The organism is Archangium lansingense, from assembly GCF_026626635.1.
Classification (GTDB): Bacteria; Myxococcota; Myxococcia; order Myxococcales; family Myxococcaceae; genus Archangium; species Archangium lansingense.
Genome location: NZ_JAPNKA010000001.1, coordinates 3,536,985 through 3,559,820 on the forward strand (window position 1 = coordinate 3,536,985; position 22,836 = coordinate 3,559,820).

20 protein-coding genes and 4 pseudogenes are annotated in these 22,836 nt (G+C 68.1%); 16 read left to right on the plus strand and 8 right to left on the minus strand.

Features of this window, described 5'->3' with window-relative positions; all coding sequences use genetic code 11:
- The first annotated feature begins 1 nt into the window (after position 1).
- Positions 2 to 583, plus strand: coding sequence for an imm11 family protein (locus OV287_RS14305; RefSeq protein ID WP_267534574.1), 582 nt, complete (start codon positions 2 to 4; stop codon positions 581 to 583).
- Positions 584 to 714: 131 nt separating this feature from the next.
- Here the strand turns inward: OV287_RS14305 and OV287_RS14310 are convergent.
- Positions 715 to 1,044, minus strand: a pseudogene (locus OV287_RS14310) (tRNA threonylcarbamoyladenosine dehydratase); the annotation flags it as partial.
- Positions 1,045 to 1,270: 226 nt separating this feature from the next.
- On the opposite strand from OV287_RS14310, the gene OV287_RS14315 reads away from it, so the two are divergent.
- Entirely contained in the window at positions 1,271 to 2,080 is an 810-nt protein-coding gene (locus OV287_RS14315) for a hypothetical protein (protein WP_267534575.1), read from the plus strand.
- A gap of 112 nt (positions 2,081 to 2,192) precedes the next feature.
- On the opposite strand, the gene OV287_RS14320 is transcribed toward OV287_RS14315, so the two are convergent.
- The gene (locus tag OV287_RS14320) at positions 2,193 to 3,320 is read right to left on the minus strand and encodes a metallophosphoesterase (RefSeq protein WP_267534576.1); all 1,128 of its coding nucleotides are present in this window, start codon (positions 3,318 to 3,320) and stop codon (positions 2,193 to 2,195) included.
- 384 nt (positions 3,321 to 3,704) lie between these two features.
- Here OV287_RS14320 and OV287_RS14325 point away from each other — a divergent pair, with 384 nt between their 5' ends.
- From OV287_RS14325 to xrtQb, 4 genes are all read left to right on the plus strand, one after another.
- Positions 3,705 to 3,890, plus strand: coding sequence for a hypothetical protein (locus OV287_RS14325; protein WP_267534577.1), 186 nt, complete (start codon positions 3,705 to 3,707; stop codon positions 3,888 to 3,890).
- A 76-nt stretch (positions 3,891 to 3,966) separates the two neighbouring features.
- Positions 3,967 to 6,426, plus strand: a complete 2,460-nt coding sequence (locus OV287_RS14330; protein WP_267534578.1) for a VIT domain-containing protein — start codon at positions 3,967 to 3,969, stop codon at positions 6,424 to 6,426.
- Positions 6,426 to 7,220, plus strand: a complete 795-nt coding sequence (locus tag OV287_RS14335) for an archaeosortase/exosortase family protein (RefSeq protein ID WP_267534579.1) — start codon at positions 6,426 to 6,428, stop codon at positions 7,218 to 7,220. Before OV287_RS14330 ends, OV287_RS14335 begins: the two co-directional genes overlap by 1 nt.
- The gene (gene xrtQb / locus OV287_RS14340) at positions 7,217 to 7,747 is read left to right on the plus strand and encodes an exosortase Q subunit 2 (RefSeq protein ID WP_267534580.1); all 531 of its coding nucleotides are present in this window, start codon (positions 7,217 to 7,219) and stop codon (positions 7,745 to 7,747) included. Before OV287_RS14335 ends, xrtQb begins: the two co-directional genes overlap by 4 nt.
- 176 nt (positions 7,748 to 7,923) lie before the next feature.
- On the opposite strand, the gene OV287_RS14345 is transcribed toward xrtQb, so the two are convergent.
- The gene (locus OV287_RS14345; RefSeq protein WP_308809567.1) at positions 7,924 to 10,209 is read right to left on the minus strand and encodes a M4 family metallopeptidase; all 2,286 of its coding nucleotides are present in this window, start codon (positions 10,207 to 10,209) and stop codon (positions 7,924 to 7,926) included.
- A 311-nt stretch (positions 10,210 to 10,520) separates the two neighbouring features.
- Between OV287_RS14345 and OV287_RS14350 the strand changes: the two genes are divergently transcribed.
- The 10 genes and pseudogenes from OV287_RS14350 (at position 10,521) to OV287_RS14400 (ending at position 18,653) form a co-directional block, all read left to right on the plus strand.
- Complete coding sequence (locus tag OV287_RS14350; RefSeq protein WP_267534581.1) at positions 10,521 to 10,937, plus strand: DUF1761 domain-containing protein; 417 nt, start codon at positions 10,521 to 10,523, stop codon at positions 10,935 to 10,937.
- Positions 10,938 to 11,014: 77 nt separating this feature from the next.
- A complete protein-coding gene (locus tag OV287_RS14355; protein WP_267534582.1) occupies positions 11,015 to 11,743 on the plus strand; it encodes a helix-turn-helix transcriptional regulator in 729 nt (242 codons plus the stop codon).
- 193 nt (positions 11,744 to 11,936) lie between these two features.
- Entirely contained in the window at positions 11,937 to 12,206 is a 270-nt protein-coding gene (locus OV287_RS14360) for a hypothetical protein (RefSeq protein WP_267534583.1), read from the plus strand.
- A complete protein-coding gene (locus tag OV287_RS14365) occupies positions 12,193 to 12,561 on the plus strand; it encodes a hypothetical protein (RefSeq protein WP_267534584.1) in 369 nt (122 codons plus the stop codon). The genes OV287_RS14360 and OV287_RS14365 overlap by 14 nt, the downstream gene beginning before the upstream one ends.
- Before the next feature lie 220 nt (positions 12,562 to 12,781).
- Positions 12,782 to 13,144 (plus strand): annotated as a pseudogene (locus OV287_RS14375) (LysR substrate-binding domain-containing protein); the annotation flags it as partial.
- A gap of 202 nt (positions 13,145 to 13,346) precedes the next feature.
- Complete coding sequence (locus tag OV287_RS14380) at positions 13,347 to 14,114, plus strand: SDR family oxidoreductase (RefSeq protein WP_267534585.1); 768 nt, start codon at positions 13,347 to 13,349, stop codon at positions 14,112 to 14,114.
- 345 nt (positions 14,115 to 14,459) lie between these two features.
- Positions 14,460 to 15,014, plus strand: a complete 555-nt coding sequence (locus OV287_RS14385) for an LGFP repeat-containing protein (protein ID WP_267534586.1) — start codon at positions 14,460 to 14,462, stop codon at positions 15,012 to 15,014.
- Between the two features lie 25 nt (positions 15,015 to 15,039).
- Complete coding sequence (locus tag OV287_RS14390) at positions 15,040 to 16,809, plus strand: carboxypeptidase-like regulatory domain-containing protein (RefSeq protein WP_267534587.1); 1,770 nt, start codon at positions 15,040 to 15,042, stop codon at positions 16,807 to 16,809.
- Between the two features lie 283 nt (positions 16,810 to 17,092).
- Positions 17,093 to 17,596, plus strand: a pseudogene (locus OV287_RS56415) (carboxypeptidase-like regulatory domain-containing protein); the annotation flags it as partial.
- Positions 17,597 to 17,750: 154 nt separating this feature from the next.
- On the plus strand, positions 17,751 to 18,653 hold the full coding sequence (locus OV287_RS14400; RefSeq protein WP_267534589.1) for a carboxypeptidase-like regulatory domain-containing protein: 903 nt from the start codon (positions 17,751 to 17,753) through the stop codon (positions 18,651 to 18,653).
- A gap of 93 nt (positions 18,654 to 18,746) precedes the next feature.
- Here the strand turns inward: OV287_RS14400 and OV287_RS56420 are convergent.
- The 5 genes and pseudogenes from OV287_RS56420 to OV287_RS14420 form a co-directional block, all read right to left on the minus strand.
- Positions 18,747 to 18,860 (minus strand): annotated as a pseudogene (locus tag OV287_RS56420) (RNB domain-containing ribonuclease); the annotation flags it as partial.
- Between the two features lie 9 nt (positions 18,861 to 18,869).
- A complete protein-coding gene (locus OV287_RS14405; protein ID WP_267534590.1) occupies positions 18,870 to 19,205 on the minus strand; it encodes a hypothetical protein in 336 nt (111 codons plus the stop codon).
- Positions 19,202 to 19,636, minus strand: coding sequence for a 4Fe-4S binding protein (locus OV287_RS14410; protein WP_267534591.1), 435 nt, complete (start codon positions 19,634 to 19,636; stop codon positions 19,202 to 19,204). Before OV287_RS14410 ends, OV287_RS14405 begins: the two co-directional genes overlap by 4 nt.
- Positions 19,633 to 20,421: a nitrate reductase cytochrome c-type subunit gene (locus tag OV287_RS14415; protein WP_267534592.1), complete on the minus strand. Its 789-nt coding sequence runs from the start codon at positions 20,419 to 20,421 to the stop codon at positions 19,633 to 19,635. The genes OV287_RS14410 and OV287_RS14415 overlap by 4 nt, the downstream gene beginning before the upstream one ends.
- Positions 20,418 to 22,835 carry a molybdopterin-dependent oxidoreductase gene (locus tag OV287_RS14420; protein ID WP_267534593.1) on the minus strand — a complete coding sequence of 806 codons (2,418 nt, stop codon included), beginning with the start codon at positions 22,833 to 22,835 and terminating at the stop codon, positions 20,418 to 20,420. The genes OV287_RS14415 and OV287_RS14420 overlap by 4 nt, the downstream gene beginning before the upstream one ends.
- Position 22,836: the final 1 nt, after the last annotated feature.

The following is a 22,836-nucleotide window of genomic DNA, read 5'->3' on the forward strand; positions in this document are numbered from 1 at the left end:
AATGCCGCGGCAGTACTTCGAGCTGTTCGATGATCTCCACATCCCTGGGCGCTGGGAGCTGGGTGTTCCCGTGGATGAACACGAGGCGAGAGTTTGGACATGGCTGTTCAGGCGGGGCGAGCCGGTCGACATCAAGGGGCAACTTCGAGTCCCACTCTACGGCCCTGGCAGACCGTTGGACTTCTCATTGGCCGGTGCTGCGGTCCCCGTCGTTCATGCGAAAGTCGCGTCCATCCTTGCAACGCTGGCGCCCGCTGACGTTCAGTTGATTCCGGTCCAGGTTGAGTCGCAGACCGGGAGCTACTTCATCCTAAACATTCTCCGCGTGGTGAAGTGCATCGATGACGCGGCCTGTGAGGAGGTGAAGTATTGGCGCTCCGAAGACGGGCAGCCGGAACTGGTGGGGGAGTACCGGGTTGTATCGGGCATGCGCATTGCCCCCTCCCGAGTAGGAGGGGCGCACCTCTTCCGTCCCTGGGGATGGCCTGTTGCGCTGGTGGTCTCGGAGGAAATCAGGAATGCCCTCGAGCGCGTGGGAGCTACGGGCACGAAGTTCGAGGATGTCACCAGCCCGGGCGCGTAACGCCCAACCCGTGGCTCCATAGCTCGGGGCCTTCAGCAGTCAGCGGACGCTGAAGGGTCATGTCTTTCTGGCTTGGCTCACCCTGCACGGGCCTGCGTGATTGCTTTCGCTCAGCAGGTGCCCAGGCGCCATCAACGCCCCAGCGACAGGCGCCGCACCACGACACCTGCTGCGTTCATGCCGAACACGGAGGTGACGAAGGCCACGCTGCCATCAATCTGGTTGCGGTGCTCGCAGCTGTGGAAGTCGTTGTCGTTGGGGCACACGCACGAGAAGCCGTCGTCCGCGTCGTAGCGCAGGGACAGGGGCTGGCGCCGCTGCTCGATGGAGTACACGGCGGTGATGCCCGTGGGCCGCTCGGTGGGCACGCCGTACTTGCGCTTGAGCAGCTTGCGGATGTCCTTGGCGAAGGGATCCATGTGCGTCTCGCACAGGTCCTCCACGCGGATGGCCGTGGGGTCCGGCCCAGGAGTGTCAGACGCGTCGGGTAGTGCGCTCGCGCTATCCTGCCCTCCACCACACTGGGGGGTTTTCATGTCGGAGCCGCGTGACGCAGGACGTTCGACCCTTTCACTCCTCTTCCGCTCGCCGCTCGTCTTCTCCGTTCTCTGCCCCTTGGGCTTCGCGGCCACGGTCCCCTTTCTGGGAGTCCGGGACCCGAACCGAGCGCGGCTCTGGCATATCCTCATGGGACTTCAGACCGCGCTCTGGTTGGCCTCCCTGCTCGTCATCCTCCATGACTCCAGGAGCCACCGCATGGGCTGGCCGGGCCGGAGGAGCGAGCGAACGGCGCTGGTGCTCTGTACGCTCCTCGCCTGGGTCCTCAGCTCCTTTCCCTTCGTGGTGCAACCCATCACCCAACGATGGGCCCTGCCCGCAGACGTTGAGGCGTTGCTCCAGGTGCCGCACCTGCGCGCGAAGTTCTTCATCTTGGGCATGAGCACGGCAGCGTTCACGACGCTGCACACCGCCGGCATGTTGAGCATGCACGTCCAACTGCTCGCATACCCGTGGGAGCCGGTCTCTCGGGGAGAGGAGTCCGTGGCGGAGGGCCTCGATGACGAGCTGCTGCGGTATCAGCGACTCCGGTCGCGATTGGAGCGCTTCCTCCTCTTCTCCGCCGTCACCCTCGGTACGTCGACCCTGAGCCTCGGCGCGTTCCGCAATCTGCTCAACGAGCTCGTTCCCTCCCAGGTCGGAGTCTTGGAGTCGTCGCGCGTCTTGGGCTACGGCGTCTACTACACGGGGCTTCTCGCCAGCGTGTACCTGCCCACGCGCAAGACGCTGACGGACGTGGGTGAGGCGCTCGCGGCCCGGTTCGTGAGGGAGTCTCCCGCCGCGGGCCTGAGCTGGAAGGACTGGTCCCAGGAGCAGCAGGCCGTCCGCACCTGGCTCGGCCTTCAGCGCACCGCGCTCCAGGATTTCCAGCAGGGGCTCTCCGTGCTGGCGCCCCTGCTCGCGAGCCTGTCCTCCCTGGCCCTCGGCGCGGAAGGATGAGCAGGAGAGGGGGCTTCAGGCCACCGAGGGTTTCGAGATGAACGAGGGCAGCTCGCCTCCCGCCGCTGCGGAACCACACAAAGTGCGGGAGAGCCACAAAACCGGGGCAGGCTCAGTGAAGCGCTGTCCCCTCAGGAGAGACACCGGGCTGCAACGGGACCTCGACTCCTCCAGGCAAGCGCCGCGAGCCGCGGAGCTCCTCGAAGCACTGCCGGAGGTCGGCCGGTTCATCGTTGAGCACCCGGGGGCGCGGCTGGTCGGCATCGTCGGGCCAGCGCACGAGCTGGATCTTTCCGTCGGCGATCTCCAGCCCGGTCACGTCGCCATCGCCGAAGGAGCAGCACCCCGTGTTGAAGTAGCTCGGCGCCTCCATGAGGATGGCCTCCGGCGCCTGGAACTGGCTCGCGCGCACCCATTCCAGCTCGGCTTCGAGGGCCTGGCGTTGCTCCAGGAGCTTCGGCCCGTCCGGCCTGCGCTCGAGCTCCTCGAGCTCGCGGGTCAGCTTGTCCACCAGGTTCTCCGCCTTGAAGACGGGCCGGTGCGTATGCCCCGCGAAGAGGATCATCCCCGTTTCACGCCGGGTCAGCGCCCACCGGTACATGGCCTGGTCATGCTTCTGCCGGAGCACCCAGTCCCGGGCGGGAGTGGTGGACGCCATCTTCGTCAACCGCTGCAAGTTGCGCCAGACGTAGCGGACGAACAGGCGGCTCACACGGCCGAACCGGTCGCTGCTCGTCGTGCCCTGGTGTCCATGGACGAAGAAGAGCTCACCGAGCCGGGTACCCTGGTCCCGCACCTCCAAGCGCAGGCTCTCCCAGATCGGCCCATCCAGGCCCACGGTGCCGAGGTATTTCTGGACGGCCTTCGGGAAGGACCACAGGTCGTCGTGGTTGCCCCAGAAGCGCCAGTACCGCCCCTCCTGCCGGAACTTCCGCTCGAGTTCGAACGAATGCTGGTACTTCTGGAGGACGGTGCCCGGGCGGCACTCCCAGAGCTCTTCCACGTCACCCAGCAGGCAGAGCGTGTACCCGGCTCGGAAGTAGTACGCGAGCGCGGCGTTGAACGCACGCTCGCAGCGCTGGAAGTCGTCCGCGCCGTCCCTCGCGCCCCGGTGGAGATCCGAGAGGATGATGAGGCGGAGGGAATCCAGCTCCACCGCCATGCCGTGGGACGGCTCTTGGAATGCTCTCTCGAGTCCCTTGGCAATCTGGCGCTGATACTTCTCCAGACTCTTGGCCATGGCTGCCTCCTGTCGCAACTCACGTTGGGCATCCTCTCCAGGCGGGACAATCACCCCCAGGCACCAGTGCTGGTCAACGTGGCCGTTGCGACCGGTCCGCTGTGCCTCGTGGGAGGCCTGCCTCGCTGCCACCACGGGATGCGGGCTTGGCGCCTGGCCCTGGTCCCCAGGTTGCTCCCCCCACCGGGGCAGGTTAGAGGCGGAGCAGAGCGCTTGGTGCACACGCCAGCCCTGGACACAGTCCCCGGAGGGGCGAGGCAGGGGGCGTGGGCATTCTGACAATCAGTGCTGAGGGCTCAACACCACGCGAGCTGCGGTGGCCCCTGCGCCGGGGCCTGCTGAGCAGTGAGCCGTTGGGTGGAGCAGAAGGTCAGGCGCCACCGGATGCGAAACAGCAAGCGCAAGGGCCTCGGCTGGAAGAGGTGGACCGAACACTACCACGCGAGCCTTGGCCAGCCGTTCCATCGCCGGGTCTCCGAGCAGGCCCCGGGCTCGAGGCAGGATTGCTACGAGGGGAGCCTCACCCTCGCCTGCGGCTGCTCGTCCACGTACAAATGGATCCGTCCGTAGGGGTAGCTCTCACCGCCTCTACGCCGGTACAGCGAAGGCGCACCCAGGCTAGATTCATGCGGAGGCCGGAGGCCGCATGAACGAACCCCAGAGACAGCAGCCCCCTGACGAGTCCCCACCGCCCGGGATGCCCGAGCCTGCGCGAGCACTCCCGAAGGCACCACGCCCCATGAAGGTGTCGGCGTTCGTGACGCTCCTGGTGGCGGTGTTCGGCGTGGTTCTGCCCGCGTTCACCCTTGGCTTCGAGCTGACCCTGCGGTGGTGCACCAGCGAGCTGTTCGATCCGGTGCCCACCGTCGTCCATATGCTCCTCGTGGCGGGTGTACCGGCGGCGAACCTGCTGGCCCTGGTCGCCACGTCCAAGCGCACGCCACGGCTGCTGCGCAATACCGTCTTCATCAATGGCATGGCCCTGGGGGTCAGTCTCGTCTACGCCCTCCTCTTCCTGCCGCTCACGCCCGTGGCGCTGATTGGCGTGCTGTTCATGGGCGCGGGCCTCATGCCGCTGTCTCCGCTGCTGTCGTTCTGCCTGGCCCTGGTCATGCGCAGCCGGTTGAAGCGGGTGCTTCCCTCGAGCGCTCCGATGGCGGCCTCGTGGATCGGCATGGGCGTCGCGTTGATGGCGTTCCTCATCGTGGAGGCGCCGGTGTCGGGGACGCGGATGGCGCTGCATGTGGCGGTGAACGGCTCTCCAGAGAGCCAACGCACTGCGCTCCAGTGGTTGCGCCGCCTGGGGAGCGAGGAGACGCTGCTCACCGCGTGCTACTTCGCCCCACGGCGGGCCACCCTCGTGGACTTCCTGCTGTCGTGGGACGACTCGGTGAGCGTCGAGGAGGCGAGGACTGTCTACTACCGGGTGACGGGCAAGACGTTCAACTCGGTCCCCAAGCCTGAGCGCGTCCATCTCGAGGGGGGCTTTCGTTCCAATGACGACGATCAGGGCGGCCGGGAAGTGGGCGGGCGTGTCCCGGGGCTTTCGCTGGCCAGCTCGGAGCTGAAGGGCTCGGTGGATGGCGACGCGGCGCTCGCCTACCTCGAGTGGACGATGAGCTTCGAGACGACGGCGGAGGGCCAGTCGGAGGCGCGCACCGAGCTCATCCTTCCTCCGGGTGCGGTGGTCTCTCGGGTGACGCTCTACATCGACGGGCAGGAACGTGAGGCCGCCTTCGCGAGCACCGCCAAGGCTCGTGAGGCCTACGAAGCCGTTGTCCGGACCCGGAGGGATCCACTGCTGGTGACGTACAAGGGCAAGGACCGCGTCCAGGTGCAGTGCTTCCCGGTGGTGAAGGGCCCACCGATGAAGATCAAGCTCGGCATCACGGCGCCGCTGCTGCCGAAGGACGACGGCCGCAACGCTACGTTGCTGCTGCCCTCGCTGGCCGAGCGCAACTTCCACATCGCCGACGACTTCCGGCACGCGGTGCGGGTCGAATCCCTGCGCCGGCTCAGCACCCAGGCCGGCGGAAGCGTGGAGCAGCGGAAGGATGGCGTGAGCGAGTGGCTGGGCGCGCTGGGAGACGAGGCGCTGCATCCTCCCCAGGCCATGCTCACCGTGCAGCGCAAGGGCGCCCCGGACACCGCGTGGACGGAGGACCTGCTCGAGCCCACGGGTTACGTGGTGCGCCAGCGGCTGTTGCGAACCCGGGTGGAGATGCCCGAGCGGGTGATCCTGGTCCTGGACGGCTCGGTGGGGATGAAGGACGCGTTGCCCGAGATCGCCTCGGCGCTGGGCTCCTTCCCGCAGGAGACAGAGCTGGCGGTGCTGGCCTCCCTGGATGGAGTCGAGGAGCTGCTCCCGCCAGGCAAGGTGGACGCGGCGGTGCTCCAGTCCCTCGCGGAACGGGTGAGGGAGCTGCCCACGGCGGGAGGCCAGGATGCCAACGCCGTGTTGGCCCGGGCCTGGTCGATGGTGGCGCCTCAGGGGCGCACTGCCGTGGTCTGGATCCACGGCCCGCATCCCATGTCGCTCGAGCTGGAGCCGCGGTCCACCCCTGGCGATGAGGGGACTTCTGTCTGGTGGCGTGCCCCCCCGCTGCCGGCGGTGTTGTTGGACGTGATGGTGGGCCGGGGCCCGAACCAGATGGCGGTGGGGCTGGCTGACCGCACGCCGCTCCAGGCCGTTCCGCGAACCGCTCCCCTGGAGCAGGACTTGAAGACCCTGTTCACCCGCTGGGGCAGCGAGGCTCCTGAGTTCTACCGCGAGCGCTTGCCCCTGGCGGAGCTGAAGCTTCCGCCGGAGGGGTGGAAGACCTCGTCGCACCTGGCACGCCTGTGGGCAGCGGGAGAGATCGCCCGGCTGGCCGAGTCCGAGCAGGAGCCGACGCGAGCCCGGGCGCTGGAGCTGGCCACCCACCACCAACTCGTCTCGGCGGTCTCGGGCGCTGTCGTCCTCGAGCGTCAGTCGCAATACGACGCGGCGGGCCTCAAGCCCGTGGATCCAGGCAGCGTGCCCAGCGTGCCGGAGCCGGAGACGTGGATGCTGTTGGGGGTGGCCTGCCTCCTGCTCATCGCCTTCCGTCTGCGTCGAGCGGCTTGATGGGGCGGTCCTACCTCATCCTGCTGCTGCAGCTCCTCGCGAGCTGGCATGCGTGGAGCTGGTATGCCCGGCGCGTTCGGGATGGCTCGGACGAGCCGTGGGGCCTGCTCGCTCTGGTGGCAATGGTGATGTTGCTGCCTCGGGGGGCACGTCATCCCCTGCGGAACGTGGAGCTCGGAGTGCTCGCGGGCGTGAATGTCGCGCTGGTGTTGGCATACCCGTGGCTGACTCCGCTGATCCGCGCGACGGTGTGCGTGCTGTGCTTGACGGCCATCGTGTCGCGGATGACCTCGGGCCGGGCCTTCCACCTGGGCACGTGGTTGCTGGCGCTGCTGTCCATGCCCGTGCTGGCAACGGTGCAGTTCTACCTGGGCTACCCGCTGCGGCTTACGGCCGCTGCACTGGCCGCGCCGATGCTGCGCTCCCTGGGGCTGCCCGCGGTGCGCGAGGGCGTCCAGCTGGTGATTGGCTCGGAGGTCATCCTCGTGGATGTGCCCTGCAGCGGCGCGCGCATGCTCTGGGTGGGGCTGTTCCTGGCCGTCACCCTCGCGTGCATGCTGAGGCTCGGCGCGGTGAGGACACTGCTGGCCTGCGCGCTTGGCCTGGGCGCCATCCTCTTCGGCAATGCGCTGCGGGTCAGCGCGCTCACGCTCCTCGAGCGCCGCCAGGTGCCGGGCCCGCCCTGGCTGCATGACGGCGTGGGCGTGAGCTCCTTCATCCCCGTCTGTCTCCTCATCGCCGCCATCTGCCTGTGGCTGCACGGGCGGCAGCGGGTCTCGGAGGCGCACGGATGAGCCGGGGCCTCTGGGTCGCGTTCACGCTCTCGACCATGCTGCTGGCGACGGCTCCCCTGTGGCGGTCCTCGCGTGAGCCCGCACCGGTGAGCATGGCCTTCCCGGGCTGGCCCTCTACTTTCGAGGGGAGGCCTCTGCGCGAGCTGCCACTGACGGAGCTGGAGGCGCGCTTCGGCGAGGGCTTCCCAGGGCGCATCGCCCGCTTCTCGGATGGGCAGCGGGAGCTCATCTTGCGGTGGGTGGCGGCTCCCACGCGCCAGCTTCACTCCACGCATGCGTGCTTCCTGGGGCTTGGCTACGCCATTAGCCCCGCTCCGTTCTGGCGTCAGGAGGACGGACCGCCCTGGAACCAGTTCATCGTCTCGCGGGGCGCCTCACGCATGGTGGTGCGCGAGGCGGTAATGGACGGCCGGGGAGGCCATTGGTCGGACGTGTCGGCGTGGTACTGGAGCGCGCTCCTGGGACGCTCCGAGGGCCCATGGTGGGCGATCACCCTGGCCGAGAACGCACCGCTGGAGGCGCCCTGAGGGCGCGTATAGTCCCGAGCCCGGTGAAGGTCCTGCCAGCAACCAAGGCCCCCTGACCCGCAGAAGTGAAACGGCCGCCCCCGCGAGAACGGGAGCGGCCGTCATGTCACTGGGCCATCCAGGTTGGGAGTTCCGTGCCATCTGTCATCGGCACGGAGCTCCCTGTCTACCCGGCGTCAGTCGTCGTGGTCGTGGCCGTCGTCATCGTCGTCGTGGCCGCCGTCGTCATCGTCGTCGTGGCCGTGGCCGCTCGCGGAGGACTTGGCGTACAGTCCGAGGCCCTCGTAGCCGCCCTTCGCGCCGAAAACCTTGATGTAGTAGTTGCCGGGACGGATGTCTTTGAGGTTGCAGGACTCCGAGTTCTTCTTGCCCACGCTGCGGCACTCGTACTCGAACGCGGTCGGCGCCGAGCCATGCTGCACGTAGATGTCCGCGTTGCCCGTGCCGCCGAAGGTGCGCACCTTGAGCTTGATCTTCGCGTTGGGCTTCGTCGGGGCGGGCACCACCAGCTTGTAGACCTGCTCCGAGCCGGGCTGGCCGGAGAGGTCCTTGAGCAGCATGCCGTTGTCGATGTTGATGTAGCCGCCCTTCCAGGTGACCGTCAGCGTCACGCCGGTGTAGGCGCTGAAGCCGTTGAGCATGGCGTACCAGGTGCCCTGGGCGGGAGCGGCGAAGAGGCAGCTCTCCGCGTTGCCGGACTTGTAGGGACGGCAGTCGTACTGAGTGGTGGTGGGCGCGTTGGCGAAGCGCACGTACAGGTCCGTGTCACCCGTGCCACCAGCGATGCTGACGTTCAGGTCGGTCGCACCCTCGGGCACCTGGAAGCTGTAGTACACCTTGGAGCCCTTGGCGCCAGCGATGTCGGAGATCGGGGTGTTCTTCTCGATCGGGGTGCTGACCGGCGGAAGCACGGGCACGCCCACGCCCACGGCCTTCCAGGCGTTGGTGACGGACGCGATGGTGGCCGCGTCGTAGCCCAGCTGCTGAGCGGCCTGCTCGGTGGCCACCTTGGCCTGCTCGAACGTGGTGCTCGGCGTCATGATGTCAGCGTTGGCCTTGTAGAAGATGCGCGAGGCCTTCTCGATGCCGATGCCGGCCACCACCTGGGTGGTCTTGCCCTTCGGGTGGGTACCGCCCTGGCTCAGCATGTAGAAGGCCAGGTTGGAGATACCGGAGCTGTAGTGCACGTCCACGCCCGAGGCGTAGTCCGGGTAGTAGTCCAGGGAGTCGCCGTCCTGGGTGGGGTTGGCCATGTAGCGCAGGGCGTCGCCCGGGGTGGCCGGCGTCCAGATGTCGTCGCCGATGAGCCAGGTGCGGTCGCTGACGACCTTGCCGTCGCCGAACCACTCGCACACGGCGCCGAAGATGTCGGACATGGACTCGTTGAGGCCGCCGGACTCACCCGAGTAGATGAGCTCCGACTCGTAGTCCGTCACGGCGTGGGTCAGCTCGTGGGCGGTCACGTCCAGCGAGTTGGCCAGGTTGGAGGCGGTGACGTCGTCGCCGTCGCCGTACACCATCTGGGTGCCGTCCCAGAAGGCGTTCACGTACTTGACGCGGTGGTGCACGGTGCTGATGAGCGTGGCGCCCGCGTTGTTGATGGAGTCGCGGCCGTACAGGCTCTGGTAGCAGTTGTAGACGGTGCCCAGGTGGTCGTAGCTGGTGTTGACCACAGCGTCGGCCACGGGGGCGTCGCCCTCGGAGCGGGCCAGGGTGCCGGGCAGGGTGGAGAGCGTCTTGCCGTCGTACACCTTGCGGTTGAGGCCGGTGTGCACGTGCGGGATGCGCAGCAGGACGGAGCCGTCGGCGGCGTTCACCAGCACCGAGTCGTCCACGGGGGTACCGTCGGCCTGCTCACCGGTCTGGCGAACCTCGTACACCAGCTCCAGCTTCTCGCCGTTGCGGTAGTAGAAGAGCTCCGGCGAGCCCACGAGGCGGGACCCCTGGGGAGCCTCGCGGTCCTGCTCCGCCGCGCTCATGGCCGCCTCGGGGGCCACGGTGGCCTTGTCCGGGCCCACCAGGTCGCCGCGGACGTTGGTGTTGGCCGCGATGATCTTCCCGCCGCGCGCGTGCAGGCGCAGCTCACCGCCGTAGATGGCCCGGCCGTTGTGGCTCACCGCATAGCGGTAGTGGGTGTCACCCTGGGCGTCCGTGTAGGCGCGCTTGAGGGTCAGGTTGTTCGTGTCCAGCTTGAACTGGGGAGCGATGCTCGCCAGCACGGGGCTCAGGTCCGCGGTGAGCGCCGCCTCGGGGGAGGACAGCTCGGGCAGGTTGCCCAGGTCACCGGTGATGAAGCGGGCCGTGCCCGTCGAGTCAGCGTCAACCACGGTGTTGCCGAGTGCGGACGCCAGCGTCCTGACCGCCTCGGGCTTGTTGTTGTCGGTCGTGTTGCCTTCGGTGCAGGCGCCCATCATCAATGACAGGGCCGCTACTCCCATCACTCCACGGATGCGAATTGCCACTGTGCTGCCTCCTGATCCTTGTGCCTCAAGGATCGACTGATCCTTGTGCCTCAAGGATCGACAGCACTATGCCCGATAAATCAGACAATTTCATGGATTACTGTTAAAGTCAGTGTTTCCCATTTTAGCAACACATAGGACAAATGGGAGGACCGTAGAGGGGCATCCCTCTTTGGGTACACGCCCGAGCACGATGCTGACAGCACGGTGGCAGCAGCCCTCCGGTACATCGAACTCGCGACCGATTTCCGGCGCAGCGAGAAGACTGATCCAAGCCTGGATCCTTCCACATCGACAAGGGAGTCAGACCGATGACCGAAGCATTCTCACAAATGAACTGGCTGGCCGTTCTGGCGGCGACAATCGCCCATTTTGGGCTGGGCGGCATCTGGTACATGGTGCTGTTTCCCAAGCAATATAGGGCCTCGCTCGGAAAGGGCGACCAGCCGACGCAGACGCCAGGTCCGTTGTTCATCGTGGGGCCGGTCGTGTGCAGCGCGCTCAACATCGCGACGACCGCGTTCCTCTTGCGCGCGCTCGGCATCACGACCTACGGCGATGCGCTGCTCCTGGGGGCGCTTGTCGGCATCGGCTATCTGGTACCGATGACGGTCAATATCGCCATCAACCCCAACTTCCCGCGGCCGTTCTACTACAGCCTGATCAGCGGCCCGATGTTCACGCTGGGCAGCCTGATGTCGGCGGCGATCCTCGTCGCGACGTCGTAGGATCGGGCACGGCACTACACGGTGCGGGCGAGGTCGCGAGAGCGCTTCCCCGCACCTGCTGACGAACGGACCCCACCATGCGACGCGCCGACCGCTTGTTCGAGATCATCCAGGTGCTGCGCCGCGCGTCGGCCCCGCTGACCGCCGATGCGATCGCAGCGGAACTCGAGACCAGCAAGCGCACCATCTACCGCGACATCGGCGCGCTGATCGCGCAGCGCGTTCCGATCCGCGGCGAGGCGGGGATCGGCTACATCCTCGAGCGCGGTTTCGATCTGCCGCCGCTGATGCTGACCTCGGACGAAATCGAGGCGGTCGCGCTGGGGGCCCAATGGGTGATGGCGCACGCGGACGCCACGCTCGCCCGCGCCGCCCTCGACGTCCTCGCCAAGATCGCGGCGATCGTGCCCGAGGATCTGCGCCCGATCATTGACGACCCCGCGGTCGGAACCCCGCCGTCGCGAGAGGTGCAGGGTGACGTCGGCGTCGATGTTGCGAAGCTCCGCGCGTGGAGCCGGCAGGGGCTGAAGCTCGCGATCGGCTATGTTGACAAGACCGGCCGGACGAGCGAGCGCGTCATCTGGCCGTTCATGGTGGGCTATGTCGCGACGGTGTGCGTCGTCATGGCGTGGTGCGAGCTGCGCGCCGACTTCCGAATCTTCCGCACCGACCGGCTGACATCGGTCGACTTCCGTGACGAGCGCTATCCCGAACACCCCGTCGCCCTGCGCCGCCGCTGGCTGGCGATGATGAGGGAGAAGCAGGCCATCGCGCCTGTCCGCACCCAGGATGCCGATCGCACCTGACCGACGCCACCACGGCGGGCAGCGCCATTCGGCAGCACTTGCAGCGCCTTTGACACCATCCGCAGCCAGGATACAACCAGTCCCGATGAAGCCGCCAAGGACACCCGCAGGACTTCTTGCCCCAATCGTCATCACCCTGCTGGCTTCCTGTAGTGCCGCTCGTCACGCAGCCCCTGCCAGCCCCAAAGAGCTCATGGGTTTCGTGCTCCTCATCGAGGAGACGCCCGATGGGCAGGCAACTCACTCCTGGCAGCGCGTCGAGGATTTCGACCTCTCGCATGCTCGCCACCTATCGGGCGGCGACAAGCTGTCCGGAAGCATTGTCTTTACCGCAACCAGACAGCGCGACTGCCATGCGGAATTCAATGATTGCCAGAACGACTGTTTGGGACGACCGCTTGCCCCTGGATACGAGCATGTGCTGACCCCCACCTTGCGACGGTGTCTCCATGAACATGCATGAACTCCTTCCCAAGGTGCAGGAGTTGCTCGTACGCCTTCGGGCAGGTGCCTCATCTGAAGACAAAGAGCTCCTGGCTGTCGCCTATTTCGCTCTGGACTTCATCGAGGTGTCGGGCAACTTCTATCCATTCGAGGCGTTCCTCCAGAGCTGGAACAGTCCGGAGGGCGCGATTCCCACGGTGGCGTCCTTCGGCTCGCGAGAGGAGGCGGAGACCTGGTTGAAGGATCACCCCGAGCCGCCGCATGGGGCCTACGTCCTGGTCTCCGGTCAGCCCTACTCCGTCTTCTACTTCCGCCACCTCAATAGGAGGCTGCTACTCCCGGCCCCTTCGCTCGAGAAACGTGCGTTGGATTGAGAGCATCGAGACATTGCTTGGGAGGCGGCGTTCCACGGGTTCGAGTCCCGTCGGGGACGATCACCGCCCCTGCGACAGGCGGCGCACCACACCACACCGGCGGCGTTCATGCCGAACACGGAGGTGACGAAGGCCACGCTGCCATCAATCTGGTTGCGGTGCTCGCAGCTATGGAAGTCGTTGTCGTTGGGGCACACGCACGAGAAGCCGTCGTCCGCGTCATGAGTGCTTGACCTTTCGCTCGGCCACCACCGGCTCGATGTATGCGTGGGAGCTCGAGCGCGGCCGCCGGACGTGGCGCGTGCCCGTCCGCGGGAGCCTTGTCGTCAACGACGGTCTCTTCTGTACGGCATGGGCTGAGCAGGGGCTGGGCCTGGCGTACGCGATGGAACCTCTGGTCCACGAGCAACTCCGCGAAGGAAGTCTGCGGCACGTGCTCGAGCCGTACGCTGCGGCTGTTCCCGGCTTCTTTCTCTACTATCCCAGTCGAGCCCAGAGCTCTGCCCCACTTCGGCTGTTCGTCGAGACGGTTCGTGAGCTGACGGCGAAGCCGCCGGTGGCGAGGAAACGGCCCGAGTCTTGAGGCGGGGCCGGCGCTGTCAAGCGCCGCTTAACAGCCCATGAAGCGGGCGACGACTTGTTCAGCAACGAGTGCGAGCGCACATTCCTGCTGCGGTGGCCAGGAGGGCATCAGCGCCAGCGGCCAATCCGGCAGGCCCTCGGCAGTCCGAGCGGGACGAGGACCATTCGTCATTGACATCAAGAGTTAGGGGAGGAGACTCGACATGAATCCCAGATACGACTTCAAGGGTCAGGTGGCCCTGGTCACCGGCGCTGCGATGGGCATGGGGCTCGCCACGGCCCGCGCCTTCGCACAGGCCGGCGCGTCCGTGGTGCTGGCCGACCGCGACGGAGCTCTTGCCGCGAAGGAAGCGGCGAAGATCGTCGAGGAAGGCGGCATCGCGATCGGCGTGACTTGCGACGTGACCGACGAGGCGCAAGTCGCCGCCGCGGTCGATAGGGCGGTCGCCGAATATGGCCGGCTCGACATGGCGTTCAACAATGCCGGCATCCAGGTGCCGCCGAGCGATGCCGCCGACGAATCTGCCGAGAACTTCCAGCGCGTGACAGCGGTCAACCAATTCGGCGTCTGGGCATGCATGAAGCACGAGCTGCGCGTCATGCGCGCGCAAGGGTCGGGCGCGATCGTCAACTGCTCGTCGCTGGGCGGCCTGGTCGGCCTGCCCCAGCGCGCGGCCTACCACGGCACCAAGCACGCCGTGCTCGGCATGACCAAGAGTGCCGGTGTGGAATATGCACCGCGCGGCATCCGCATCAATGCGGTCTGCCCCGGCACGATCGACACGCCGATGGTGCAGAACATGCTGAAGGGCCAGTCGGACGCGATGGTGGAGATCATGAAGGAGCAGTCGATCGGCCGCCTCGGCCGAGCCGAGGAGGTCGCGGCCGCCGTGCTATGGCTATGCAGCCCGGGCGCGAGCTTCGTGATTGGCGTCGGCCTGCCGGTTGATGGCGGCTTCACCGCGCACTGAGGAGCGGCGAGGGACCGGCCTTGGATTGTTGTCCGTCAGGGCGGGCGGCGCGACCGGGTCGTGCTGGCGAACGCATAAGAGGGATGGGGGCCCTGTTGAGGGGGGAGGGAGCAGAGGGGCCGAGGAGGGCCGCTGAAGGGGCGGCCCGAGTGATGCTCCCGTCCGGTGGACAGGCCGCGCAGCCCCCTTGGGGTACACGCCTGCCCAGACCGCGCTCCCATCAGGTTCGTGGCAGGGGCCTGGACCTCTTGGCGCCTCATGAGCCTCAACACCACGCGGCCTGGGGTGGCGCTGGTGCCGGGGCCAACCTCGCACATGCCGTGGGCAAGCCCAGGTGCTCCAGAATTGCCCGCCCCCCGGGGGCCCCCTTCGACGTCGACGACGGGCGCGCACGAGGTGCACGGCCCCATCCGCGCCAAGTGGGAGTCGCTGGGCTGGGAGACGGGTGCGCTGGGCTATCTGGTGCGCGACGAGTACGCCGTCACCGGTGGCCGCGAGAGCGAGTTCCAGAAGGGCTTCCTCACGCTCAACACCACCACCAACGTCGTCTCGGTGCGCACGAAGTATCAGTGTCCCCCATTTCCCCTCTCCCCCCGGGAGAGGGACGGGGTGAGGGTACCCGTCACCGTGCTCAACCCCACTCGACCATCCCCTCGAGCGCTGCGCTATGGTTCCCTCCTGGCGCGGCGCTCGAGGGAGTCACGCGGGGAGGGGCGACATGCGACGTGGGTGGGTGCTTGGAGCGGTGCTCGTGGTCCTGGGCCTGGGGGCGTGGCTGGCCTTCCGGAATACACCAGGAGCCTTGCCACCAGCCGCTTCCGCCAGCACCCGCGCATCCAACACCCGGCCCCGCACCGCGTCTCGGACCCTGTCCCAGGCCACACCGCCTGCCTCGCGTGACGTGCGCTCCCATATCCGAGGCACCGTGCGAGGCGCGAAGGGCCCTGTCCCGGGAGCGGTGGTGCTCGCCTCGGCCCCGGTGGAGGGGGAGTCGCTCTCGGAGCTGACCTGTGTGGTTCCTGGCACCAGCCATCCCCTGCTCGAGTGCACCTCGGGACCGGAGCGCGAGCAGTTGCTGTCCCTGGTGGCGCGGCGTCAGGGCGAGACACCCATTCTGGCCCGAGCGGTCACGGAGAAGAATGGCACCTTCACGCTGGAGGGCCTGTCCGCGGGGGCGTACTCGCTCTGGGTGGAGAGTCCCGAGGGCACGGGCCTGAGGCATGACGTGGCCGCCGGGGCCGAGGGCGTGGAGTTGTTGCTGGGCGCGGGGGTTCGGCTGTCGGGCACCGTCACGGACGACGCGAAGCGTCCCATCGCGGGGGCGCTCGTCACCGCCATCTTCAAGGCGCAGAGCCGCTTCTTCGAGGCGGTGAGCGATGAGCGTGGGCACTTCCGGCTGGGGCCCCTCCCTCCGGGGCAATACGCGTTGCTCCTCTCGAAGGAAGGGCTGGAGACCTGGAGCGGCGGTTTCACGGGCTACGAGCCCGAGGTGGAAGAGACCTTCATCATCCCCGCGCGCAAGCGCATTTCGGGCGTCGTGCGGCGCGCGGGTACCCCGGTGGCGGGGGCGGAGGTGTTCGTCCGGGCGGATCCCCTCGCACCGAGCACCCGGACCACCACCGATGCGATGGGACGCTTCTCCCTCGAGGGTCTGCGGGCCGACGGTCAGGTGCTCGTCGCCACCCAGGGCGAAGAGGGGGCCACGGAGATGGTCTACCTCGAGGAGGGGCAGCGCGAGTTCACGGACGTCACGTTGGAACTCGCTCCAGCCGCGTACGTACGGGGCCGGGTGCTGGACGAGGACCGGAAGCCCGTCCAGGAGGCCTGGGTCTCGGCGGAGTGGAGGAATGGGGAGCTCACCTCCTGGACGAGTACCTACACGGATGAAGAGGGACGGTATCGCCTGGGTCCAGGGCAGCCCGGCCCGGTGAACATGAGGGTGGACCTGAAAGGCCACGTCCTGAGCCGCCACCCGGAGGAAGTGCCACGAGGGGAGCACACCGTGGACTTCACCCTGGCTCGCGTGGCGCTCGTCGAGGGCGTGCTGGTGGATGCCACGGGGAAGCCGGTCTCGGCTGAAGGCCTGTCCTTGCGGCCGCTCGAGGCCCAGGGGGAGCCACCGTCCGAGGTCCATGCGTCGTCTGATGCGGAGGGGCGGTTCTCCCTCGGCACCCCCCGGCCCGGGCGCTACCGGCTCGAGGTGGGGGGACGCAGGGTGAAGAAGCGGGTGCTGGAGGTGAGTGCCCCCCTCCGGGGCCGCTCGGTGGTCGCGGTTCCAGAGCCGGGCCGCTACCAGCTCATCGCGGAGCTGGCGCGGGGTGATTTCGTCCGGACCGCCTCGCAATGGGTCGAGCTGGGCGAGACGCCAGCACGGGTGCGGCTGCGCTTCGAAGGAGGACAAGGCCTCTCTGGAATGGCGGTGGACTCACGAGGACAGCCGCTCGCGGGAGTCCATATCCAGGTGGCGTCGGCCCGTACCGTCCAGGAGGACCCGGTATGCGGGGGGGAGCGCCGAGGCGTGAGCACGGGCCCGGATGGACGCTTCGCCTTCCGCCAGCTCACGGGTGAGAAGTTCGTGCTGACTGTCTCCAAGCAGGGGTACGAGCTCGCGCCCTCCTACGGGGAGTTTCAGCGCGTCGAGGTGAAGCCGGGGATGGAGGATGTGCGAGTCATGCTCGTCCAGAAGACCCCCTGAGATGCGGGGCTCACCCGGCGAGCACCCACGAGGACGTCCACCCGAGCGCTGCGCTATGGTTCCCTCCTGACGCGGCGCTCGAGGGAGGCACGCGGGGAGGGGCTGCATGCGACGTGGCTGGGTGCCTGGAGCGATGCTCGTGGTGCTGGGCCTGGGGGTGTGGCTGGCCTTCCGGGATACGCCTGGAGCCACGCCCGGGGGCGCTTCGGCCAGCACCCGCGCGTCCAGCTTCCGCTTCAGCACCGCTCCTTCGAGTCTGTTCCAGGCCGCGTCCCCCGCGGCCATGGCCGCGCGCCTCCCCATCCGAGGCACCGTGCGGGGCCCGAATGGCCCCGTGCCGGGGGCGGTGGTGCTTGCCTCGGCTCCCGTGGTGGGTGAGTCCCTCTCGGCGCTGAGCTGTAGGGAACGGGCGGCCGGTCAGGACACGCCCGACTGTGGCTGGAGGTTGGGGGGCGAGCAGTTGCTGTCCCTGGTGGCGCAGCGCCAGGGCGAGGTGCCCGTGCTCGCGCGCGCGGTCACGCGGGAGGACGGCACCTTCACGTTGGAGGGGCTGGATGCGGGCTCGTACTCGCTCTGGGTGGAGAGTGCCGGGGGGACGGGACTGCGGCACGGGGTGGCTGCTGGGGAGGAAGGTGTGGAGTTGCGGCTCGTGGCGGGTGTGCGGCTGTCGGGCCGTGTCGTGGATGAGTTGAAGGCTCCCGTTCCGGGGGCACTCGTCACCGCCGTCTTCAAGGCGCACAGCCGCTTCTTCGAGACAGTCACCGATGAGGGCGGCCGCTACCGCCTGGGTCCCATGCCTCCTGGCGACTACGCGCTCGTCATCGCGAAGGAAGGACTGCTGGCCTCGGAGGAGTGGTTCCTGGGCTATGAGGGCGAGGAGGAGCGCGATCCCATCACCCTGTCCCGCCCGCGGCGGATCGTGGGCCGCGTGCTGCGCGCGGGTGAGCCGGTGGCTGGAGTGCGGGTGGACCTACCGGCTCGAGGCCGGTGGCCGCAAGATGGTGAAACAGGTGCTGGAGGTTGCCGCCCCCTCGAGCCAGCGCATCCTCGCCGAGCGCTTGCTCCCCGTGACGGGACAGGTCGTGGACGAGGCGGGGGGGCCGCTGCCGTATGTCCGGGTGAGCCTCTGGCCCGACGCATCCGACACGCGTGGGCGTGTTCTCACCGAGAGCAGAACGGATCGCCAGGGCTGTTTCTCGCTCGAGGCTCCCGCCGAGGGCCGGTATCGAATCGCCGCCGAGCTGGAGCACCGCGACATCCTTCATGCCACCTCCCAGGGGCTCGACGTGGGGAGGGGCGGCGCTCAGGTGCGGCTGCGGTTCGAGGTGGGACGGCGTCTCTCCGGCGTCGTGGTGGACCGGAGTGGCCAACCCATCCCAGATGCTCACCTCACCGTGTTGCCCGCCTTGCATACGCCGGCGTGCAGCGATCCTTCTCTCGGCGTGTTCACCGACGCCAACGGCCGCTTCACCTTCCAGGGAATCTCGGGTGAGCAGCTCACGCTGCACGTCTGGAAGGATGGCTATCTGGATGCGTCACGGGATGGTGTGAGCAGGAGCTTCCCGCTGGAGCCCGGTGATCGGGACGTGCGCCTCGTTCTCCCACGGCTTGCTGGTGTCAGGGGCCGCTTCGTCCGCGCGGATGGCTCGCCCATCATGCTCTTCCACCTCAATGGCGAAGAGCATGAGGACGAAGAAGGCAGGTTCTTCCTGCCCATCCACAGCACGGGAACGATGACGCTCGAGCTGGCCGAGCCTGGCTCCCCGTATGCACCTGTCCGGCGGACCCTGGCCGTCCAGCAGGAGGTGGGTGTGGAGCTGGGGACGATCACCCCCGTGCCCTGAGGCGTGGGGGCTCACCCGGCGAGCGCGAGCTCGACACGGCCCTGCTGCTCGTCGGTGGAGGCCACGCGCACGCGCAGCGGCGTGCCCCTCGGGGTCGATGCGCAGCTCCACGGTGAGGCACAGCCGATCCTCACCGGGCACCAGGCTGAGCCAGTTCGTCGAGAGCTCCTCGGGGAGCATGGGCAGCATGCCCCCGGCGAGGTACACGCGGGGCTGTCACCCCCCGCTCCGGTGCTCGATGCGAATCAACCGGACCCCCCGAGGCGTGTGCATCAGGGTGTCCCACCAGCTCGCTCCTTCGTACCAATAGCGGATCTGCACACCGGCCACCTGCTTCTCCCGGAGCGCCTGCTCGGCGTCGGCGAGCGGAACGGACTTCTCGGAGGCCATCACCGCGGCGCCGCCCTTGAGCAACACCTCGTCCACCACGGCACAGCGCTGGATGTCCCGGAACAACTGCTCCAGGGTTTCCGCATCGAGGATCGCGTCCTGCAACTGCGGGAGCGTGATGTTCTCGGGAGAAGCTTTCGCGAGGCGGATACCTGTCCTCATGAACCTGGGACCTGCTGGGGGGAAGAAAGGAGCTCGAGGGCGTTGAGCGGAGCCGGACACACCTGGACGCAGAGGCCGCAGCCGTTGCACCGCGCCTCTTCGACGTGTGGACGGCCCGACTCGAGGGTGATGGCGCCCTCGACGGGGCAGCGCTCGGAGCAGGTGCTGCAGAACGAGCCCTGCCACGCGAGGCACTGCTGGGGACGCACCCGCGCGGTCAAGAGCCCCTCGCGCAAGGAGAACACCGGCAGCTCGCGTCCGGTCGTCTCACCCGACCGCGCCCGGGAGGAATAGAACGCCTCGAGCGAGAAGCCGGGCTCGGGCGCGGCGGGAGCGGACACGGGAGCTGGCTCTACCGGAGTCGTGGGCGCCTCCTGGCTCCGGCGCAACCCGAGGAACGCACGGCGGCTGAGCGTCGTCTGGGAACTCATGGCCGTGCCTCCATGGCCAGATCGGGCCCCCCTGCCCCACCGGCACGCTGATCGAGCCGCGCCGAGGAGCCGTGGCACTGCTGGCAGTTCTGCCGCTCCGGGTGCGAGGTGCGCAGCCCGGGAAGGGCCCGGGGCCCATGGCAGCTCGTGCAGTCGTCCCGCATGAGCGTCGGATGGGGCATGGTCGGCGGAGCCCCCGGCCACGCGCGCTCGCCCCTTCCGGCCGAGGCCAGTCCAACGAAGCCGTTCCCCGGACGGTCCTGGTACTGGACCAACGGGCGCGGCGAGTCCCCCACCACATGGCACTGCGTGCAGCTCTGGTACGGCGGATGGCTGATCTTCGGAGCCACCCGGTTGCCCAGCTTCATCCCCTCGCCGTGGCAGGCCAGACAGCCGGGGACCTCACGCTGGTCGATCTCATGGGGAATCGTGGGAGGCGCCCCGTCGTAGGCCCGGTGGTCCTGGCGCACGGCCACGGCCTGGGCGCGCTGCTCGGGGGTGGCCATGGGCAGGGGCTTCACCGGGAACGGCGCCTCCGCCAGGGACTCGAGGGCCCCCTCGTACATGCGCGCGTTGGCCCCCCGCCGCTGCTCGCGCAGCTCACTGTAGCTCGGAGCGCGCTCCGCCCGTTGCGCGTGGGGATCCGAGGCGACCGGACGCGCGGGCATCTCCGGCGCACGCAGGCCGGCGAAGTAGCCGGTGGCCGCGAACGCCACCGCCACGGCGGCGCCCACGTGGAGCCAGCGCGTCCCGAGGCCACTGCCCTGTCCGCCCCCGGGGCTCATCCCTGCTTCTCCGCGACGCGCTCGCGCCGATGCACGCGCGCCGCGCACTTCTTGTAGTCCGGCTGCTTGGAGAACGGATCGTGCTCGTCGAGGGTGAGCCCGTTGATGAGCAGCCGCTCGTCGAAGAACGGGACGAAGAGCGAGCCCTCGGGCGGCTCCCCCCGGCCGCCGACCCACACGGGCAGATCCAACTTCCCGCGCCGCGTCTCCACCGTCACCTGCTCCCCATTGCCCACCCCGAGCCGCCGCGCGTCGGCGCGATTCATCTCCACATAGGCCTGGGGCATGGCGCGCTGGAGCTGCGGAATCCGCATGGTCATCGTGCCCGAGTGCCAGTGCTCGATGACCCGGCCGGTGCACAGCCAGAAGGGGAACTCGGTGTCGGGGGACTCGGGAGGCGGCTCGTAGGGGCTGAACCAGATCTGCGCCCGATCGTCGTGCGTGGTCGAGTGGTAGAACTGGATGTCGCGCCCCTTCTTCACATAGGGGTCATCGAACCCGGCGAAGCGGAAGCGCGTCTCGCGCCAGCTGCCATCCGGCTGCTGCACCACGGGCCAGCGCAGGCCCCGCGCCTTCACGTACTCCTGATAGGGCGCCAGGTCCTTGTGCTTGATGCGGGTCGTCTTCCGGTACTCCTCGAAGAGGTGCTCGTCCACGTTGACGTCGTAGTAGTGGGCGAAGTCCCAGAGGGGCACGGGCTTGCCGTCCCTGCCCTTCACCTCGAAGAGGAAGCGGCCGTCCTTGTCCTTCATGCCCTCGAAGCCCAGCTCGAGGAGCCGGTGGGCCACGGCGATGAGTTGCCAGGCGTCGTCACGGGCCTGACCGGGAGGCCGCACCATCTTGAACCACTGCTGGGTGCGCCGCTCGGAGTTGCCCACCATGCCGTTCTTCTCCACCCACATGGCCGAGGGGAGGATGAGATCCGCGATGCGCGCGGTGGCCGAGGGGTAGACGTCCGAGACGATGAGGAACTTGTCGGCGAGCTTGCGGCTGGGGTCCACCAGCTTGTGGGTGTTGGGCAGGGTCTGCGCGGGGTTGGTGACCTGGACCCAGATGGTGTGGATGTCCCCGCCCTGCTCGGTGGGCGTGGAGAAACGCTTCCACATCTCCAACGTATGGTAGCCGGGCTTGTCGTGGAGGCGGCCCTTGGGGACGTTCCAGATCTCCTCCATCTGCGCGCGGTGCTCGGCCTTGGCCACCACGCGGCCACCGGGGAGCGCATGGGCGAGCGTGCCCACCTCGCGCACGGTGCCGCACGCGGAGGGCTGGCCGGTGAGGCTGGTGGGCGCGTCCCCCGGCTTGCCGAAGTGCCCGCTGAGCAGGTGGAGCCCGTGCACCAGGTTGTTGATGGCCGTGCCCCGGGTGTGCTGGTTCATCCCCATGCACCACAGGCTGGTGATGCGCACGTCGCGCCGGCCGAACAGGTCCGCCAGCATCCGCAGGTCCTTCGCCGGGACGCCCGAAAGCTCCTCCACCTTCTCCGGGGTGTAGGGCTTCAGCAGCTCGCGGTACTCCTCGAAGGAGATGGCCTTGCCCTCGAGCGCCGCGGGCGTGCTGGGGGCGCGGAAGGCACAATTGGCCTCGACGAAGGCCTTGTCGTAGGTGCCGTTCTCCACCAGCAGGTGGGCGATGCCACATGCGATGGCCAGGTCCGTGTTCGGCTTGAAGCGCAGCGAGTGGTCGCAGAAGCCGCTGGTGCGCGTCTTGCGCGTGCCGATGTCGATGAGCGTCACCTTCTCCCCGCGTGAGCGGCGGTCGATCACGCGCGAGAAGAGGACGGGGTGCATCTCCGCGGGGTTGTTGCCCCACATGATGAGCACGTCGCAGGCATCCAGGTCGTCGTAGCAACCGGCGGGCTCGTCCACGCCGTAGGTGGCGAGGAAGCCCGTCACCGCCGAGGACATGCACAGCCGCGCGTTGGCATCCAGCTGGTTCGTCCCCAGACCGCCCTTGATGAACTTCGAGGCGGCATAGCCCTCGGGGATGGTCCACTGGCCGCTGCCATAAAGGCCAAAGCCCTTGGGGTCCTTCAGCACGCGGCGGGCGACGATGTCGATCGCCTCCTCCCAGGAGATGGGCACGTGCTTGTCGCCCTTCTTGAGGAGCGGCGTGGTGAGCCGGTCGCTCCCATAAAGGGCGAGCCCCACGTGGTAGCCCTTCACGCACAGCAGCCCCTTGTTCACCGGCGCCTGCTGATCCCCCGCGATGGCCACCACCTTGCCGTTCTGCACGCCCACCTGCACGTGACAGCCGGTACCGCAGAAGCGGCAGGGCGCCTTGTTCCACTGCACGCCCTGGCCACCGGGGACAGCGACCGGTGTCACGGGGGCCTTGTCCTGCCCATACGCGAGGCGGCTGGCGGCCAGCGTCGCCGCCGTCATGGCCGTGCCCTTGAGGAAGTCCCGGCGATCCATG